This window comes from Zunongwangia sp. SCSIO 43204, from assembly GCF_019904275.1.
In the GTDB taxonomy this organism is placed as follows: Bacteria; Bacteroidota; Bacteroidia; order Flavobacteriales; family Flavobacteriaceae; genus Zunongwangia; species Zunongwangia mangrovi.
On sequence record NZ_CP063204.1, the window covers coordinates 2861699 to 2878499 of the forward strand.

Annotated in this window: 21 protein-coding genes; all 21 read left to right on the forward strand. The window is 39.6% G+C overall.

Features of this window, described 5'->3' with window-relative positions:
• The first annotated feature begins 10 nt into the window (after positions 1-10).
• The 21 genes from INR75_RS12710 to INR75_RS12805 all read left to right on the forward strand — a co-directional run bounded on the left by INR75_RS12710 (position 11) and on the right by INR75_RS12805 (position 16773).
• Positions 11-1840, forward strand: a complete 1830-nt coding sequence (locus tag INR75_RS12710) for an efflux RND transporter periplasmic adaptor subunit (protein WP_037314438.1) — start codon at positions 11-13, stop codon at positions 1838-1840.
• A 43-nt stretch (positions 1841-1883) separates the two neighbouring features.
• Entirely contained in the window at positions 1884-2396 is a 513-nt protein-coding gene (locus tag INR75_RS12715) for a DUF3347 domain-containing protein (RefSeq protein ID WP_034892138.1), read from the forward strand.
• 294 nt (positions 2397-2690) lie between these two features.
• Positions 2691-2921 carry a hypothetical protein gene (locus INR75_RS12720; RefSeq protein ID WP_223089102.1) on the forward strand — a complete coding sequence of 77 codons (231 nt, stop codon included), beginning with the start codon at positions 2691-2693 and terminating at the stop codon, positions 2919-2921.
• A gap of 37 nt (positions 2922-2958) precedes the next feature.
• Positions 2959-3138 carry a P-II family nitrogen regulator gene (locus tag INR75_RS12725; RefSeq protein WP_133548485.1) on the forward strand — a complete coding sequence of 60 codons (180 nt, stop codon included), beginning with the start codon at positions 2959-2961 and terminating at the stop codon, positions 3136-3138.
• A 1-nt stretch (position 3139) separates the two neighbouring features.
• Positions 3140-3292, forward strand: coding sequence for a P-II family nitrogen regulator (locus tag INR75_RS20625; protein WP_197055440.1), 153 nt, complete (start codon positions 3140-3142; stop codon positions 3290-3292).
• Between the two features lie 124 nt (positions 3293-3416).
• On the forward strand, positions 3417-4004 hold the full coding sequence (locus INR75_RS12735; protein WP_034894378.1) for a DUF3347 domain-containing protein: 588 nt from the start codon (positions 3417-3419) through the stop codon (positions 4002-4004).
• Complete coding sequence (locus INR75_RS12740) at positions 4005-4457, forward strand: heme-binding domain-containing protein (RefSeq protein ID WP_034892144.1); 453 nt, start codon at positions 4005-4007, stop codon at positions 4455-4457.
• 279 nt (positions 4458-4736) lie between these two features.
• Positions 4737-5306: an AraC family transcriptional regulator gene (locus INR75_RS12745; RefSeq protein WP_133548487.1), complete on the forward strand. Its 570-nt coding sequence runs from the start codon at positions 4737-4739 to the stop codon at positions 5304-5306.
• A gap of 74 nt (positions 5307-5380) precedes the next feature.
• Positions 5381-5929 (forward strand): DUF3347 domain-containing protein, encoded by a 549-nt coding sequence (locus INR75_RS12750; RefSeq protein WP_133548488.1) that lies wholly within the window; start codon positions 5381-5383, stop codon positions 5927-5929.
• A 28-nt stretch (positions 5930-5957) separates the two neighbouring features.
• Positions 5958-6449, forward strand: coding sequence for a DUF305 domain-containing protein (locus tag INR75_RS12755; RefSeq protein ID WP_075327061.1), 492 nt, complete (start codon positions 5958-5960; stop codon positions 6447-6449).
• 147 nt (positions 6450-6596) lie between these two features.
• Positions 6597-9011, forward strand: a complete 2415-nt coding sequence (locus INR75_RS12760) for a multicopper oxidase domain-containing protein (protein WP_133548489.1) — start codon at positions 6597-6599, stop codon at positions 9009-9011.
• A 5-nt stretch (positions 9012-9016) separates the two neighbouring features.
• Positions 9017-10333, forward strand: coding sequence for an APC family permease (locus INR75_RS12765; RefSeq protein ID WP_133548490.1), 1317 nt, complete (start codon positions 9017-9019; stop codon positions 10331-10333).
• A 107-nt stretch (positions 10334-10440) separates the two neighbouring features.
• Positions 10441-12120, forward strand: coding sequence for a multicopper oxidase family protein (locus INR75_RS12770; protein ID WP_037321878.1), 1680 nt, complete (start codon positions 10441-10443; stop codon positions 12118-12120).
• Positions 12121-12193: 73 nt separating this feature from the next.
• The gene (locus tag INR75_RS12775) at positions 12194-12808 is read left to right on the forward strand and encodes a hypothetical protein (RefSeq protein ID WP_057481172.1); all 615 of its coding nucleotides are present in this window, start codon (positions 12194-12196) and stop codon (positions 12806-12808) included.
• 10 nt (positions 12809-12818) lie between these two features.
• Positions 12819-13010, forward strand: coding sequence for an SHOCT domain-containing protein (locus tag INR75_RS12780; protein ID WP_034892159.1), 192 nt, complete (start codon positions 12819-12821; stop codon positions 13008-13010).
• A 3-nt stretch (positions 13011-13013) separates the two neighbouring features.
• On the forward strand, positions 13014-13400 hold the full coding sequence (locus tag INR75_RS12785; RefSeq protein ID WP_223089103.1) for a DUF302 domain-containing protein: 387 nt from the start codon (positions 13014-13016) through the stop codon (positions 13398-13400).
• Positions 13401-13424: 24 nt separating this feature from the next.
• Positions 13425-13592 (forward strand): hypothetical protein, encoded by a 168-nt coding sequence (locus INR75_RS12790; protein ID WP_156100710.1) that lies wholly within the window; start codon positions 13425-13427, stop codon positions 13590-13592.
• Between the two features lie 170 nt (positions 13593-13762).
• A complete protein-coding gene (locus INR75_RS12795; protein WP_081891337.1) occupies positions 13763-14452 on the forward strand; it encodes a DUF2231 domain-containing protein in 690 nt (229 codons plus the stop codon).
• A gap of 9 nt (positions 14453-14461) precedes the next feature.
• The gene (locus INR75_RS20480) at positions 14462-14920 is read left to right on the forward strand and encodes a hypothetical protein (protein WP_255584532.1); all 459 of its coding nucleotides are present in this window, start codon (positions 14462-14464) and stop codon (positions 14918-14920) included.
• Positions 14921-14931: 11 nt separating this feature from the next.
• Positions 14932-15957 (forward strand): FMN-binding glutamate synthase family protein, encoded by a 1026-nt coding sequence (locus tag INR75_RS12800; protein ID WP_255584533.1) that lies wholly within the window; start codon positions 14932-14934, stop codon positions 15955-15957.
• 102 nt (positions 15958-16059) lie between these two features.
• Complete coding sequence (locus INR75_RS12805; RefSeq protein ID WP_223089104.1) at positions 16060-16773, forward strand: hypothetical protein; 714 nt, start codon at positions 16060-16062, stop codon at positions 16771-16773.
• The last annotated feature ends 28 nt before the right edge of the window (positions 16774-16801 follow it).

A 16801-nucleotide genomic window follows, 5' to 3' on the forward strand; every position in this document is an offset into this window, starting at 1 on the left:
AACAAAAACGATGAAGAAATATATCATTTACACCGGATTAGTGTTAGCAGGATTGCTCCTTGGCTATCTGTTCTTTGGTGGCAATTCGTCTGAAAAAAATGTCGAAACAGCCACTACAGAAGAACACAATCACGAGGAGGAAAACCAGCTGTGGACCTGCTCTATGCACCCGCAGATTATGCAGCCCGAACCGGGCGATTGCCCCATTTGCGGGATGGACCTTATCCCTGCCGAGAGTGGCGGCGGCGAGGTTGGGCCGCAACAAATAGAAATGTCTGAAACCGCCCTGGCTCTGGCCAATATCCACACCGTGGAGATCGGCGATAGCCTCTTAGGGGATCACGACCTGGTGCTCTCCGGGAAGATCGTGGAGAACGAAGAGGTGAAAAGTGTGCAGGCTTCTTATTTTGGCGGCAGGATAGAAAAACTTTATATAAATTACACCGGGGAGGAAGTACGCCGCGGGCAGGTGTTGGCCACTATTTATTCCCCAGAGCTGGTCTCTGCCCAGCAGGAATTGCTTACCGCTGCGGGGATGAAGGACTCTCAGTCCCGGTTATACGAATCTGTACGCCGAAAATTGAAATTATGGAAACTCAGCGACAAGCAAATTGAAGAAATTGAAGCTTCTGGAGAAGTTAAAGAATATTTCCCTATTTATGCTACGGTTTCAGGTACGGTGACCGAAAAACTGGTGGAAGAAGGTGATTATGTAGAGCAGGGCCAGTCCCTTTATGAGATTGCCAACCTTAGTATTGTATGGGCACAATTTGATGCTTATGAAAACCAGATTGCCCAGCTTGAAGAAGGGCAACAGATTAGCGTGACTGCCAATGCCTTGCCGGGAAAAGAATATGAAGTGCCCATTACTTTTATTGAACCACTGCTTAATACTGCCACCCGTACGGTAACTGTACGTGCAGTCCTGCCCAATAAGGAAGGTCGTCTAAAACCCGGAATGTTCGTGCGTGGAAAAGTGGCACCGGCCAAGAAAAAAAATGCAGATATTGAAGAACCCCAGCTTATTACAGTGCCAAAATCGGCCGTGATGTGGACCGGGGAACGTTCGCTGGTTTACGTACAACCCAATCCAGACAGGCCTGTCTTTGAAATGAGGGAAGTGAGCCTGGGTGCCGCAGCGGGTGGTAATTATGCGGTTACAGATGGCTTGAGTACCGGAGAGCGCATTGTGGTAAACGGTGCCTTTACCGTAGATGCTGCCGCACAACTCCAGGGCAAAAAGTCTATGATGAACAAGGACGGAGGCAAGACATCTACCGGTCACGAGGGCCACGCCGGTATGGACATGGCAGGTAGCGAGGGTAATGCCAATATGGAAACCGCAGGAACCGGCAACGTTGACCATACCGAAATGCAGGAACGCATCGTGGTACCTGAAGAGTTCACCAACCAGCTAAATGGCGTTTTTGATCAATATTTGAAGTTGAAAAACGCCCTGGTGGAAGATGAGGCCAAAACCGCCCAAGCAACTGCAAATAAAGTACTGGAAGCAATGAACAAGATAGATATGAGTCTTTTAGAGGATCGTGAAGCTCACGACCACTGGATGCTGATTTCAAAAGAAGTAATTGGTGCTGCGGAAAAAATAACGGAGAGTGAAGATATTTCTACTCAGCGGGATCATTTTAAACACCTGTCTGCCCATTTGAGCAAAGCGATGCAACTTTTTGGAGTGGGACAGACCGTTTATAAGCAATTTTGCCCTATGGCAGATGACAATGCGGGAGCCTACTGGCTCAGCCGTTCAGAAGAGATCAAAAACCCTTATTACGGTAGCGCAATGTTAACCTGCGGCGAAATCGTGGAAACTATAAACTAAAGCAGGGAAGAACAAATTTTTATAACCTTTAAAACCTATTAAGATGAAAAGAACAATGATGATGCTCCTTCTAACTTTGTTAAGCATGGGAGTTTATGCACAACACGACCACGACAATATGGCTGGTCATGGTGAAGAAATGCAAATGTCGCCTAAGTTCAAAGACAAAGATCTGGGCGCTGCTTATGAACATTACCTATTGGTAAAGGACGCTTTAGTGGCTTCAAATGATGCAAAGGCCGCCAAGCATTCGATGAAACTCGAGAAAACTTTGGCAAAAGTGGAAAATGCTGAGACGGCTCGCAAAGAAGCTTCGCAAATGGCCGGTGCCACTTCTCTGGAAGACCAACGTGACAATTTTAATGCTCTTAGCGATGCAATGTTGAAACTGGTTAAAAATGGGAAGCTTGCCAAAGGTGAAATTTACCTGGAATATTGCCCTATGGCAAACTCTAATAAAGGCGGCTATTGGCTTTCCAATGAAAAGGCGATCAAGAACCCATATATGGGCCAAAAAATGCTGAAATGTGGTAGTGTAAAAGAAACTATCAATTAATAAAGTCCTGCAAGGTATGGATAGACTCTTTTTTATAGGTCTATCCATTTTGCAGGCACAAAATTAGATTGAAATGAAAAATACATTCAAAGTTCTAACAGCGGTATTTCTTCTGGCCGTGGTTTTTGGTGCTTGTAACTCCTCTGGGGAGGGGAGCAGCAAAAACAAAAAAAGCAAGACAAACTGGCTACAGAAATTAGTACAAGTACCGCCAATAAACAAACCTTTTCTTTAGATTTTCAGATAGGAGACAAGTTGCCTAATGACCTGGTATGTATGGTAAACGATGCCTATATGGCCAAACCGCAAATCCCGGTTCCGGTAAACGGGAAAACCTATTATGGTTGCTGCGAGATGTGCGTGGGCACCTTGAACAACGAAGAATCTGCAAGGATGGCCACCGATCCCCAAACAGGGGAAAGAGTGGATAAAACCGAAGCTTTTATTGTACTGCTTGACGCGAATGGCCGGGTTGGCTATTTTAATTCAGAAGCGAATTACACAGCTTACACAAAAAAGAGCTAGGCATAACAAAACTTATTTCAACTTAAATTTAGAAGATATGAATGAGATCAAAGCCTTTATCAGACCCGAAAGACTTAGTGAAGTGACCATGAATCTGCGGGAAGAAAACTTTTGTTGTTTTACCGTATTTCAAGGCGAGGGGGTTGGAGATTACACTGATTCCAAAACCGCTTCCCCCCAGTTTGAATTTTCCATTTATGCACAGCAAAGTCATTAAAATGGAGATAGTGTGCGAAAAAGAGGATGTAGATAAAATTGTAAATATTATAAAAGTAAGTGCCCGTACTGGCAAAAGCGGGGACGGGCTCATCTATGTAAGCGACGTGGAACAGCGTATAAAAATAAGGACTGGGGAAAAGGAAAGCCGGTAAGTGCTTTTTTTGTTTCCGGTCGAACAACCAAGTAAAATACTAAGTTCCGGGCTGTGTTTTATGGCATCCGGAAAATTTAATTAATTGCAGTAACAGAAATATCAACCTTTTAAAAACAAGAAAAATGAAAACAGTAAAAGTAAGTTTGGGAGTGATGGCTATGGCATTTGCCGTAATAAGCACTTCTTGCAAGAACAACGAGAAAAACAGCAATACAACTATTGAAGACGCGGCGACCGAGCGCGCTGTCCCGATGGAAGAAAACAGGATGGAAAGCAGCAATGCTGCCCAAACCGATGCCAGCCTGACCACATACTTGGAGCTTAAAAATGCCTTGGTAAATGACGATCAGGAGGCCGCGGCCAAAGCCGGGGAAAAAATGGTGGGACAGTTAAAGACCTTTAAAACGGAAAACTACGAACAGAACGACCAACAAGAACTGCAAGATATCATAGAAGACGCCACTGAGCATGCCGAACACATTGCGGAAAGCCCCATAGGCCACCAGCGGGAACATTTCGACATTTTGAGCAAGGACATGATAGACCTGATTGACATTGTCGGAACCAGCCAAAAGTTGTACCAAGCTTATTGCCCGATGTACAATAATAACAAAGGTGCACAGTGGTTGAGTGTAACCAAAGAAATCAAAAATCCCTATTATGGAAGTAAAATGATGGATTGCGGAGAGGTGCAAAGAGAAATTAACTAAATGAAGACAATCAAAATCATTGCACTGGTTTTTTTAGTTGTGTTGGTGGGCATCCAGTTTGTGCCCACCAATCGCAACCAAAGTGAAGTGGTGCCAAAATCAGATTTTATGCTGGTGAACAATGTTCCGAAAGACGTACAGGATAAATTAAAGGTTTCCTGTTATGATTGCCATAGCAACAATACAGCATACCCTTGGTACAATAAAATACAACCAGCTGCCTGGTTTTTAGAGGATCATATAAAAGAAGGAAAAGATGAATTGAATTTTAATGAATGGGGTGAATATTCCGACCGAAGAAAAAACAGCAAACTCCGGTCAATCATCAGTCAGATTGAAGATGATGAAATGCCACTGGACTCCTACACTTTTATTCATGGGGATGCGAAACTTTCCAAAGAAGAAAAAACAGAAATGATACAATATATGACCCAGCTTAAAAATAGTTTATAGGGGATTTTTAAAATAAACAATATCATATCCCAAAAAAGGAAAGGAATTTTTTCATTGATTGGTTAGTTAATCTTTTTCTTTTGAGAGTATGATGTTAAAGTCCTGTGAGGGAAGAGTGTTTTTTGTTTAATTAGTTTATAAAGCCTCTTTCCTTGACAGGCACAAAGATTAAAAAATAAAATATTGTTAGACTACTGGGAAAAACATGGGCGTGGTAGCTTAAATAAATGCTTAGGGTATGATAAAAAATAAATTTTTAAAAAACATTACCAAAAAATTATCATGGTAGAAGTCTTTGTTAAAAATATGGTCTGTAACCGGTGTATTAAAGTAATTAAAAACGAGTTACTTGAAGCCGGGGTGGAAGTAACAAAAGTAGAACTAGGCCGGGTAGTTTATAAAAGCAAAAATATAGCTCGTGATTCTAAAAAGTTAGAAAAGGTCCTCGATGAAAATGGTTTTGAAATATTGGAGGGATCCGATAAAATTTTAGTCGAGAAGGTAAAACAAAGTCTTATACGGCTTTTGGAAAACCTTCCCCTGCAAAAAACGGGGACTTTATCCAGCTACTTATCCAAAGAAACCGAAACTGATTATTCGCGCTTGAGTCGAATTTTTTCCTATACCGAAAATATAACGGTGGAAAAGTATTTTATAAAACTGAAAATTGAAAAGGTAAAAGAACTTATCCAGTTCAAGACCTATAATTTTACCGAGATAAGTGAGCTATTGGATTATACTAATGTAAATTATCTTTCCCGGCAATTTAAAGCAGAAACAGGGATGAATTTATCTGAATATAAGGAACTTAATAAAAATTTTAGAAATTCTTTAGACCAAATTTTATAGATGTTTAACCAAATTATGACAATATATCTTTTTTCTAACCAGTAATTTAGGAACAAATTAAAACCAGTCAAGATATGAAAAATAGATTTTTAAGTTTTAGTGTGTTTTTATTTAGTGTAATTGTATTTACTTCCTGCCTTGATAACAAAGCAAAACAATCGGTAGGAATAGACACCCCTGAAGAGGTTAAAAAAGCCGAAGGGAAAACAGCAGATATCGCCGATCAGGATTTTATAGATGGAATGACGGGAAAAATATGGCATAACTACCTGGAAATAAAAATAGCATTGACCAATGCTGATGCAGGCCAGGTACAGGATGCGTCTCAAAGTATGGTAGCCTCTTTTTCAGAAGAAAGAACAGAACTGAAAGCTATTGCACAACAATTATCTGAAACCAGCGAGCTGGAAAAACAAAGGGAATTATTCGCAGCATTTACAGAAAAAGCTGGGCCTATGTTTGAAGATGCATTATCTGGTGGTACGATCTATAAAAAGTTCTGTCCTATGGCTTTTGACAATAAAGGAGCCTATTGGTATGCTGATATCGAAGAAATAAACAATCCATATTTCGGTGATAAAATGCCCAATTGTGGTTCCGTAAAAAAGACAATTAAAAAGTAAAAACCAACCTAACCAAAACCAAAAAATAATGAATTCAGAAGCAAAAAACCACCATAAAACTGGTGGTAGCAATTACGGTAGATTTTTTCTAATGCTCGGGTTATCTTTTATAGCCATGTACATTACCATGTACCTGAATACCTACGAATTTGATCATGTTTATTTCAGCTTGACCCGTTTTTATATGACCTGTTTGGGGATAGCGGCAATGGCGGTAATTATGTTGTCGTTGATGTTGAAAATGTATAAAAATAAGAAGAAGAATATAGCAATTTACGTGGGTAGCCTGGTGCTGTTTGTCTCTGCTTTAGGTTTAGTACGAGCACAACGACCTATTATTGGCGACGTTTTATATATGAAGGCAATGATTCCCCACCATTCGATTGCGATTTTAACTAGTAAGCGGGCAGATATTAAAGATCCTGAAACCAAGAAACTGGCAGAAGAGATTATTGAGGCCCAGAAACGGGAGATTGCCCAGATGAAGAAGATCATTTATCGTTTGGAGAACGAGGAATAATATTAAGCGAGACCCCACAGGTTTTGAAAACCTGTGGGGTCTTCTTTAAATAATCAATGTAGAATATTTTCAACAGGATCGATCTTTTTAGCCTTGTTAAAGCCTTACTAATGAAACCTAAAATATTTAGACATTAAAATATCAAGAATGAAAAATAATTTTTTTTTAATATTAACTTTGTGTTCAATGATGATTTCCTATGGCCAACGGCACATGGAAAAATCTGTTGAAGGAAATATAAATAATTTACCGGTACACGAATATAACCTGACCATAGACCAGGAAAAGGTTACTAAAGCCGAAGGCAAAGAGGTCATGGGGATGACCATTAACGGGGGAATCCCCGGCCCGACCCTGGAATTTACCGAAGGCGAATATGCGGTGATCTATGTTGAAAATAAAATGGATGTGGAAACTTCCATTCACTGGCATGGGATGATTTTGCCAAATTTCTTTGATGGTGTCCCTTATTTAACCACGCCACCCATTAAACCGGGCGAAACCTTTAAATATGAATTTGAGATCAAACAACATGGTACATACTGGTACCATTCCCATACCATGTTACAGGAACAAAGTGGGGTATATGGCTCTCTGCTAATCAATCCAAGAGAAAAAACATTGGAGTATGACAAAGACCTGGTGCTGGTACTTTCAGACTGGACCAATGAAAAACCCAAAAATGTGCTTAGGTTCCTAAAAAGGGGCACAGAATGGTATAATATTAAAAAAGGTACTGCCACCCCACTTAATCAGGTAATAAAGCGTGGAGCTTTGGGCGCACAAATTGATTTTTGGAGACAACGGATGGAAGGTGCCGATATTGCTGATATTTACTATCCTGCATTTTTAATAAATGGTGAGGAGAAAATAGAATATCCCGAATTCAAGCCTGGGGAAAAAGTTAGAATGAGAATTATTAATGGAGCTGCCTCTACTTCTTTCTGGATGACCTTTGGAGGTAATATGCCTACGCTGGTTTCTGCTGATGGTGTAGATGTAGTGCCGGTGGAGAAAAATAAAACCTTTATTGCAGTAGCAGAAACCTATGATTTTATTGTCACCATACCCGATGATGGCAAAATGGAATTTAAAATTACTGCACAGGATGGTTCTGGGACAGCTTCAGCTTTTCTAGGCACCGGTAGGATACTTCCCGCCCCTAATGTGCCCAGGCCCGATAAAATTGGGATGATGCAAAAAATGGCAAAAATGGATATGAAAATGGGGGCACCAGCCCTTAAATTCAATCCAAAAAATGTTGATCCCTATGAAATGATGGATAAGTGGGGAATGCAAATGGATGAGATGGACATGGAAGCGATGAACCATGGCGATATGAATATGAAAAAAGAGGGAGATATGCAGGCCATGGACCACTCTAAAATGGATCATTCCAAAATGGACATGAAGAAGGACTCCACAATGGCCAATAAGGACCATAGTGTGAAGATGAAAAAGGACTCTATGAAAATGGCCGGTGGCGGGAAAAAAACCATGCAGATGGATAAGATGAAAGGAATGGAGCAAGGAAAAATGCCGGGTATGGATATGTTTTCAGAATATAACTATGATTACCTGGAATCTAAAAATCCTACAACACATCCCGAAGATGCGCCTGTAAAGGAAATCCTGCTGAATTTAACCGGAAATATGGCCCGCTATGTTTGGAGCTTAAACGGGGTGCCCCTGGCCGAAACCGATAAAATAAAAATTGAAGGTGATGGGGTTACCAGGATCACCTTTAACAACCTTACCATGATGCACCACCCTATGCATCTACATGGGCATTTTTTCAGGGTAATTAATAAAAACGGAGAACATTCCCCTTTGAAACATACCGTCAATGTCCCGCCCATGCAAAAAGTGACTATCGAGTTTTATGGGAACGAATATGGTGACTGGTTCCTGCATTGCCACATCTTGTATCATCTGGATTCAGGTATGGCAAGAGTGGTAAGTTATGATACCAAAAGGGACGATAGAATGAAGCCTTACCCTCTAAGTAATTTAGTCCGGGAAACCAATAAATTCTATACCTGGGGAATGTTAGATGCTGCTTCACATATGACAGGACTTAATGTAGTGAGTTCAAATATAAGAAATCAATTTACTGCTTTGGCTGAATACGGCTGGAACCAGAACCTTGAAGCCGAATTTACCTATGAATATTATCTTTATGACTGGGTTCGACTTTTTGGTGGGGTGAATGTCGAGAATGAAATGGAAAACAGCATGGAAGAACTCAGTACCACCGCCATTGGAGGTATTAGGTATTTTACTCCCTATATGTTTGCTTTAGACCTTCGTGTAGATAATAAATTGAGGCCCCAAATTAGCCTTGCCCGGGAAGTTATGATCTTCCCTCGACTTGTTTTATTCGGGGAATATGAATTCCAGGCAGATTTTGGCTGGGTCAATGATCTTGAACCAGGAAAAGATTTTGAAGATGAGCAAGTATGGAGCGCCGGGCTGGAATATTTTCTTGGTAAGAACTTTTCATTAATGGGAAGTTATGACAATAGATTTGGCGCCGGAGGTGGATTATCATTACGATTCTAAACAATATGGGAAATTATAAAGAAAACAGTCTAAGCCTGGTGGGTGCAATATCCATGGGAACCAATGTTATGATTGGTGCAGGGATCTTTGCGCTTCTTGGTCAAGTGGCAGAACTTTCTGGTGAGTATTTTCCAATAGCTTTTATTGTGGGTGGAATTATATCAGGATTTAGTGCTTATTCTTATACCAAAATGTCCAATGCGTATCCATCTGCAGGAGGTATCGCCATGTATTTGGAGAAAGCTTATGGAAAAGGTATTGTAACTGCTTTTGCAGCTTTGCTGATGACGTTCTCTATGATTATTAATGAAAGTCTGGTGGCCAGAACCTTTGGTAGTTATACGTTGCAATTGTTCGATGCGCCAAAAGACAGTTATCTCATTCCTGTTTTAGGGGTGGGCCTACTCATTTTAGCCTTTGTAATTAATATTGCGGGCAATAAGGTAATAGGGAAATCCTCCCTTGCCATGGCGGTCCTCAAAACCGGTGGATTATTGATCTTTGCCGGAGGGGCTATCTATGCCTCGGGTTTTGTAGTGTCAGATTTGGTGCCTTCAGGAGGTACCGGCGGGGAAAGGGGGGTAATGGAGTACCTTGGAGCACTGGCTTTATCTATCCTTGCCTATAAGGGTTTTACTACTATAACCAATAGTGGTGGTGAAATTGTGAAACCACACAAAAACGTGAGCAGGACCATAGTTATATCTTTATTGATCTGCGGGGTGACCTATTTACTGGTTTCCTGGGGGGTTATTTCCAATCTAAATATTCCTGAAATCATTGAGGCCAAAGATTATAGTCTAGCTGAAGCTTCCAGGCCATTATTTGGTCAATTTGGTTTATGGTTTACCGTGGCTATTGCTATTATCGCCACTATTTCTGGAGTAATTGCCAGTGTTTTTGCAGTTTCAAGAATGACTGCTATGTTAACCGACATGAAGTTGATACCTCACAGTCACTTTGGTATGAAAGGGAGTATACAAAAGCATATGCTGGTGTATATTATAGTAATTGCCATTGTGCTTACTATCTTTTTCGACCTTTCCAGGATAGCCTCTCTTGGCGCAATATATTATTTGGTGATGGATATTATTATTCATTGGGGAGTGCTTACCAAAATGAGAAAGGACATAGAAGCCAAAGCTGGGATCGTAATAAGCGCAATAATTCTGGATGTGGTAGTTTTGGGTTCCTTCGTTTATATTAAAATAGAACGTGATCCCACCCTAATTTGGATAGCATTTGGTTCTATGTTGCTCATATTTTTAGGTGAAAAATGGTTTCTAAATCGAAAACCTCCAGAAAAAGGGGCGGTAGATTAGCTGTTAAGCAGCCTGCGACTTTTAAGTTGTCGAAGTATCTAAAATTTAAGCGGGGCTGTAACTTTCCTTGTGCTGAAATTGTTACGGATGCCATTCAAAATAATATAATGATGAAAAAAAACGTAAACAGAAGGAATTTTATACAAACTGCAAGCCTGGCAGCAGCAGGTTTCTATGTAATGCCTTTTTTTGCCTCCTGTAAATCGGATACCTCCACCCGGCATCCTGAGACCGTAAATAAAATGGACAAGGATTTTATTGCCGATTTAGATCTACAACTTACCGCATTACCTTCCCAGACCAGCATCTATCCAAACAGTAGTACCAAAACATATTCCTATAAAGCATCTATCATAAAAGGTAGCGAAGATAATTTACAAAATATAGAGGGTAGCTATTTAGGACCTGTTATTCGGGTAAAGAAAGGGGATAAGGTTAGGGTGAGGTATGAAAACCAGATTCCGGCCGAATCTATTGTGCACTGGCATGGCCTGCACGTGTCTCACGAGAATGATGGCCACCCAGAGCATGTAATAAGTGAAGGCGAAACCTACTATTATGAATTTGAAGTAATGAACAGGGCTGGAACGTATTGGTTTCACCCACATCCGCATAAACATACCGGGGAACAGGTATATAAGGGACTGGCAGGATTGTTTATCGTATCTGATAAAGAAGAAGGAAAATTAAATCTACCCCAGGGTGAATATGATATTCCCGTGGTGATCCAGGACAGGACTTTTAATGATAATAAACAGCTCCAATACCTGGGCGATGGAGAGATGGATCGAATGCAGGGTTTTTTAGGTGAGCAAATATTGATCAATGGTAAAATTGATAATACCCTGAACCTGGGCGCAAACGGGAAATATCGTTTAAGGCTCTTAAACGGTTCCAATTCCAGGGCTTATAAGTTGGCGTGGGACAATGGTGAACCTATCACAGTATTTGGTGTGGACGGGGGGCTATTGGAAGCGCCAAAAAAATTGCCCTATCTAATTTTAGGGCCAGCGCAGCGGGTAGATGTATGGTTGGATTTATCTCAACAGTCAGAAAATAGTCGTATTAAACTGGTCCATTTACCTATCCCACTGGACATGATGGGTGGTGGCATGATGAATGGCGGGATGATGGGAAATAGCAGTAGCAATCACTTGCCTTATGACACTCAGTTTGATATTCTGGAAATAAATGTGGGGGCTTTCGCAGAAAACAATGCTCAATTACCTGGTGAGCTCAGTTCTTTCAATACATTGGCGGCCACAGATGCCATCAATAAAGACAATCCCAGGACTTTCACCTTCGCTATGGGCGGAATGATGGAATGGACCATTAACGGTCGCACCTATAATGGCACCGAAGTAGCCGAAGAAGAGACCGTGAAATTAGATACTACCGAAATTTGGCGTATCAATAATGGAAACCAGTTTTCTTCAGATCCTGATGATGACAGCGGAATGATGGGCGGCGGAATGCATGGCAACGGCGGAATGATGGGCGGTCAGGGAGGCATGGGAAATATGATGCAAATGCCACATCCTGTTCATATCCACCAATTACAATTCAACATCTTAAACCGAAACGCTGATAAGGTAGATGATAAGCTTTGGGAAGCAACCAAAGACGGTTTTATCAACGAAGGCTGGCAGGACAGCGTTTATCTTTTACCAGGAATGCAAATGGATTTGATCATGCGATTTGAAGACTATAAAGGATTGTTTCTATACCATTGCCATAATCTGGAGCATGAGGATATGGGCATGATGAGAAACTTTAAAATAGTGTAGAAAGGACAGGATAAGGGAATTATAAAAAATAAACTGAACGATGAAAATTTTATTAACTCTAAAACAAAGTAAAATGAAAACAATTGTAAAAACCTTAATGATTATAGTAGCAGTAGGAACATTGGTAAGCTGTAAATCAACATTTAACGCTTCTGAAGCAATGGATGTTCCAGACAATCGAAACGCTGTTTACCAGGAAATTATTTCGAACCCAAACCAATTCAATGAATTTATTGATCTGGCACAACAAGACGAAGGGGCAAGAAAACTCATGATGCAAAACCATATGCAAATGATGGAATCTGGCAAAATGAAAGCCATGATGCAAAAGAACCCGGGGATGAAAAAAAAGATGAAATCCCACATGGAGAAAATGATGGATGATCCTGAAATGAAAGAAATGATGGGGAAAATGATGAAGAAGAAAATGAAGGAAAATCCGGAAATGAAAGAAAAAATGATGCATGAGATGATGCATTCCATGGAGAATGATCCTGGATTCAGAAAAAAAATGATGCAGGGGATGATGAAAAAAATGAAAGAAAACCCGCAAATGATGCAGGAAATGATGGAAAAAATGCATGATGATCCCGAGATGATGGAAAGAATGAAGCAACATATGGATAAAAAGAAAGGGGATGATTCCAAAAAAGAAGCCGGAAAACATGAACATAATCCAAAACCATAATTAGGGGATAATGATGATGTTTTGGTGGATTGTAATAGGGCTTATTGTCGTGGCAGCAGTCTTTCTGCCCTTAAGTAATTGGTTAGGTAAAAATCAGAGAACAGGCGATAGCCCTATACAAATACTTGAGAAAAGATACGCAAAGGGAGAAATAAGTAAAGAAGAATTTGAAGAGCAAAAAAATAATCTCAAAAGAAAATGACTTATGAAATACTATTTTAATAAAAAGGTAAAAGGAGATTTTGAGCAGGTAATTGATCAGGTAACCCGGGAACTGGAAAAAGAAGGCTTTGGCGTTTTAACTGAAATTGATGTTACTGGCACTTTAAAGAAGAAACTGGATGTGGATTTTAGAAACTATCGCATCCTGGGAGCATGTAATGCGCCTTACGCCCATAAGGCATTAGAGGTCGAAGATAAGATTGGCACCATGCTGCCTTGTAATGTTATAGTTCAGGAGAAAGAATCGGGCCAAATTGAAATTGCGGCCGTTAACCCTATAGCCTCGATGCAGGCTGTAGAAAATAAAGCTTTGGGAAAAGTTGCCCAGGAAATAAAAGGGAAACTCGAAAAAATTATTTCAAAATTATAGTTAGACGTTTTTAAAACTAACCAGATGAAAAATATGAAATTTATACTGTTGCTCGTTTTTATTGTAGGAATTAATTTTTCTTTAATGTCCTGTAGGGAAACCACAGAGACAGAGCATGACGATATGGATGATATGGAAATGCAGGATGAAGGGATGATGGAAGAAGATGATATGCAAATGGATCACGACTAGGATATGGATCTTGAAGGAGGTCACGATCATTAAACAACATATTTGATCAAAGTTTTTTGAAAATGGAGGGATTTTGTCTTAATATTAATTAGTTGAAAACTTCGATTCCTCTCCATTTTCTTTCCTACTTGCTTTATGACATATTTCTAATAACCAAAAAAAGATAACAGATGAAAAATTTTTTTCTCATATGCCTGGTTTCTTTGGTGCCAATTATGGTACAGGCTCAGGAAAATCATGAAAGCCACGAACACCCTTCAAACACTGAAGAACGAAATATTGAAAAGGATTCAATTCCTGCTCAAGATTTGGAGTCTAAAGAAACCAATGAAGAAAATTTAGAACAGCACAAGAATGAAGTGAAAGCCGGGTTGGACGAATTTCCAAACCTGCATCCTTTGGTTGTTCATTTTCCTATTGTCCTACTCATTTTTGGGGTAATTTTACAACTTATCCAAATTTTTATATTAAAACCTAATATGGATTGGGTGATTTTGCTTATGGTGGGTGTTGGCTTTATGGGAGCTTATATTGCCGGGGTATATGCCCATCCTCATACACATGATTTAACTGAAACAGCCAAAAGTGTGCTGGAACAACACGATAAATTTGCTGAATGGACTATCTATTCCAGTGCCATCGCGGCTACTTTAAAATTGGTGAGCGTGTTTTTACTTAAACAGAACCGCCTTTTTGAAATTTTAGTTTTTCTGGTGCTGGCTTTTTCAGCTTATTCAGTTTCAGAAGCTGGGCACTATGGCTCGCAATTAGTTTACCTTGAAGGCGTAGGACCACAGGGCAACTACCTGGAACCTGAAAAAACAAATGAGAATAGCAAAGACGAAGGACATTCGCATTAAATTGCATTTATGAGAAATTCTTTTTTAATAGGTTCTTTAGTGTCCGTGGTAGTGCTCACAATCCTTATATTGTGGCAGCCGAATTTATGGTGGGTAGCGGTTTTACTGCTTCCTGTTTATATTTTGGGCTTTAAAGGTTATTTTCAAAAAGCGGACAACATACAGCGTAATTATCCTTTATTTGGTAGGCTTACCAATCTTTTAGAAGAACAACGCCACGTTTTGCAAGAAGCTTTGTTCCTTAATCGCACCGAGGGTATGCCCTTCAACTGGATCCAGAAAGAAATCGTTTATAAGCGGGCCGCAAACGCAAACAAGAATCAGCCCTTTGGCACCCAGTTATCTTATGAGAGTGTTGGCCGAGAACGGTTTTTGCATTCACATTTCCGTCAAAGGAATTCCGGGATAATTTTCGTATTAATATTGGAGGCCCAAATTGTACTAAACCCTACAGCTCAAGTATTTTAAATCTCGGGGCGATGAGTTATGGCTCTATAAGTAAAAATGCAACTTTGGCATTAAATGCTGGGGCTAAAATTGCAAATTTTGCACAAAATACAGGAGAGGGAGGTTTAACCCCATATCACAGGAAATACAAAGCTGATTTAATTTTTCAATTTGGCACGGGTTACTTTGGTTGCAGGAATAAGGAAGGGGATTTTGATGCTAAAAAATTTAAAAAAATAGCTGAAGATAAACTCGTGAAAATGATAGAAATTAAAATCTCACAAGGAGCTAAGCCAGGTTTTGGTGCTATACTTCCTGCCAGTAAAAATACCAGGGAGATTTCAGAATATAGGGATATTGAAGCACATACAGAGATTCATTCCCCGGCGCACCACAGTGCTTTCAGTAACCCTAACGAGTTGCTTAAATTTATCAAAGAATTACGTGATCTTTCCTCTGGAAAACCTATAGGGATTAAACTCTGTATTGGTTTAAAACAGGAATTTGATGAGATGATTAAAATATTTTCAAAAAATAAAGAAAATAATTTTCCAGATTTTATTGCGGTAGATGGAGCAGAAGGTGGTTCTGGGGCTGCAAGCATGGATGGATTACATTGGGGCGGAACACCTTTAATTGAGGCGCTTCACTTTGTAGATATAACTCTAAAAAAATATAAGCTACGTAAGCATATTAAAATTATAGCTGCGGGAAAAATAATTTCTTCTTTCGATGTTTATAAAACTTTGGCCGTTGGAGCCGATGCTTGTTACAGTGCTAGGGGCATGATGTTTGCCCTGGGTTGTGTCCAGTCTTTAAAATGCAATTTAAATACCTGCCCCACCGGTATTACCACTATGGATACAAAGCGGGTAAAAGCTTTGGTAGTTGAGGATAAAAAATACAAAGTGGCTAATTATCATAAAAACACCATTCAGGGTTTGAAGGAATTGTTACTATCAATGGGTATCTCAGATAGAAATGGAATAAATAAAACAAATATTGTAAGAAAAATTAGTGAGACGGATATTAAATCCTATAGTGAACTGTATAAATGATCTTTAACGACTAAAAGTAAATTTGTAATTGATTAACGTAGGTGAACGCAAACGAAATCGCAGACGTAAAAAGAATAATCTAATATATAAAGGTTAATTAGAATGGTGAAGAGAAAAACAGCTATGAAAATTCGTAAAGGCCATCGATACCTGGGAATCTTTATAGGAATTCAGTTTTTGATATGGACCATTAGCGGGATGTATTTCAGCTGGACTGATATTGATGAAATTCACGGAGATCAATTTAAAAAATTACCACCCGAGAACTCAAATTTTGAAAATCTCGCCGGCATTTCCACGCTCATTCCGGAAATGAAAATTCATAGTATTAGTTTAAAAGAAGTTTCTGGCGAGCCTTACTATTTTGTAAATAATGAAAAACTGGTACACGCACAAGATGGCAAAGTTATCGATGAAATTTCAGAAGAAGATGCCAGGAATATCGCGCAACGGTATGTAAAAGATGATTTTGAAATAATTTCAGTAGAAAAAATCAACGAAGTCGGGGATCATCATGAATACCGTAGTGGATCTTTTCCGGCTTATGTTATTAATTATGCCCAACCTAAAAACCTAAAAGCTTATGTGGGTGCTACCGATGCAAGTTTTAAAACGGTGCGTTATCGCGACTGGCGTTGGTTCGATTTTCTGTGGTTGACCCATACTATGGATTACGAAGGAAGGGACGATTTTAATAACCTTGTACTACGTATTTTTTCTCTTATGGGCCTCATTACTGTCTTGAGCGGTTTTTTACTCTGGTATATTTCATCACCATTGGTAAGAAAATTTCAAAAAAAAATCAAACAAACCTAATTTTGAACATTAATAACGATAAAATCGG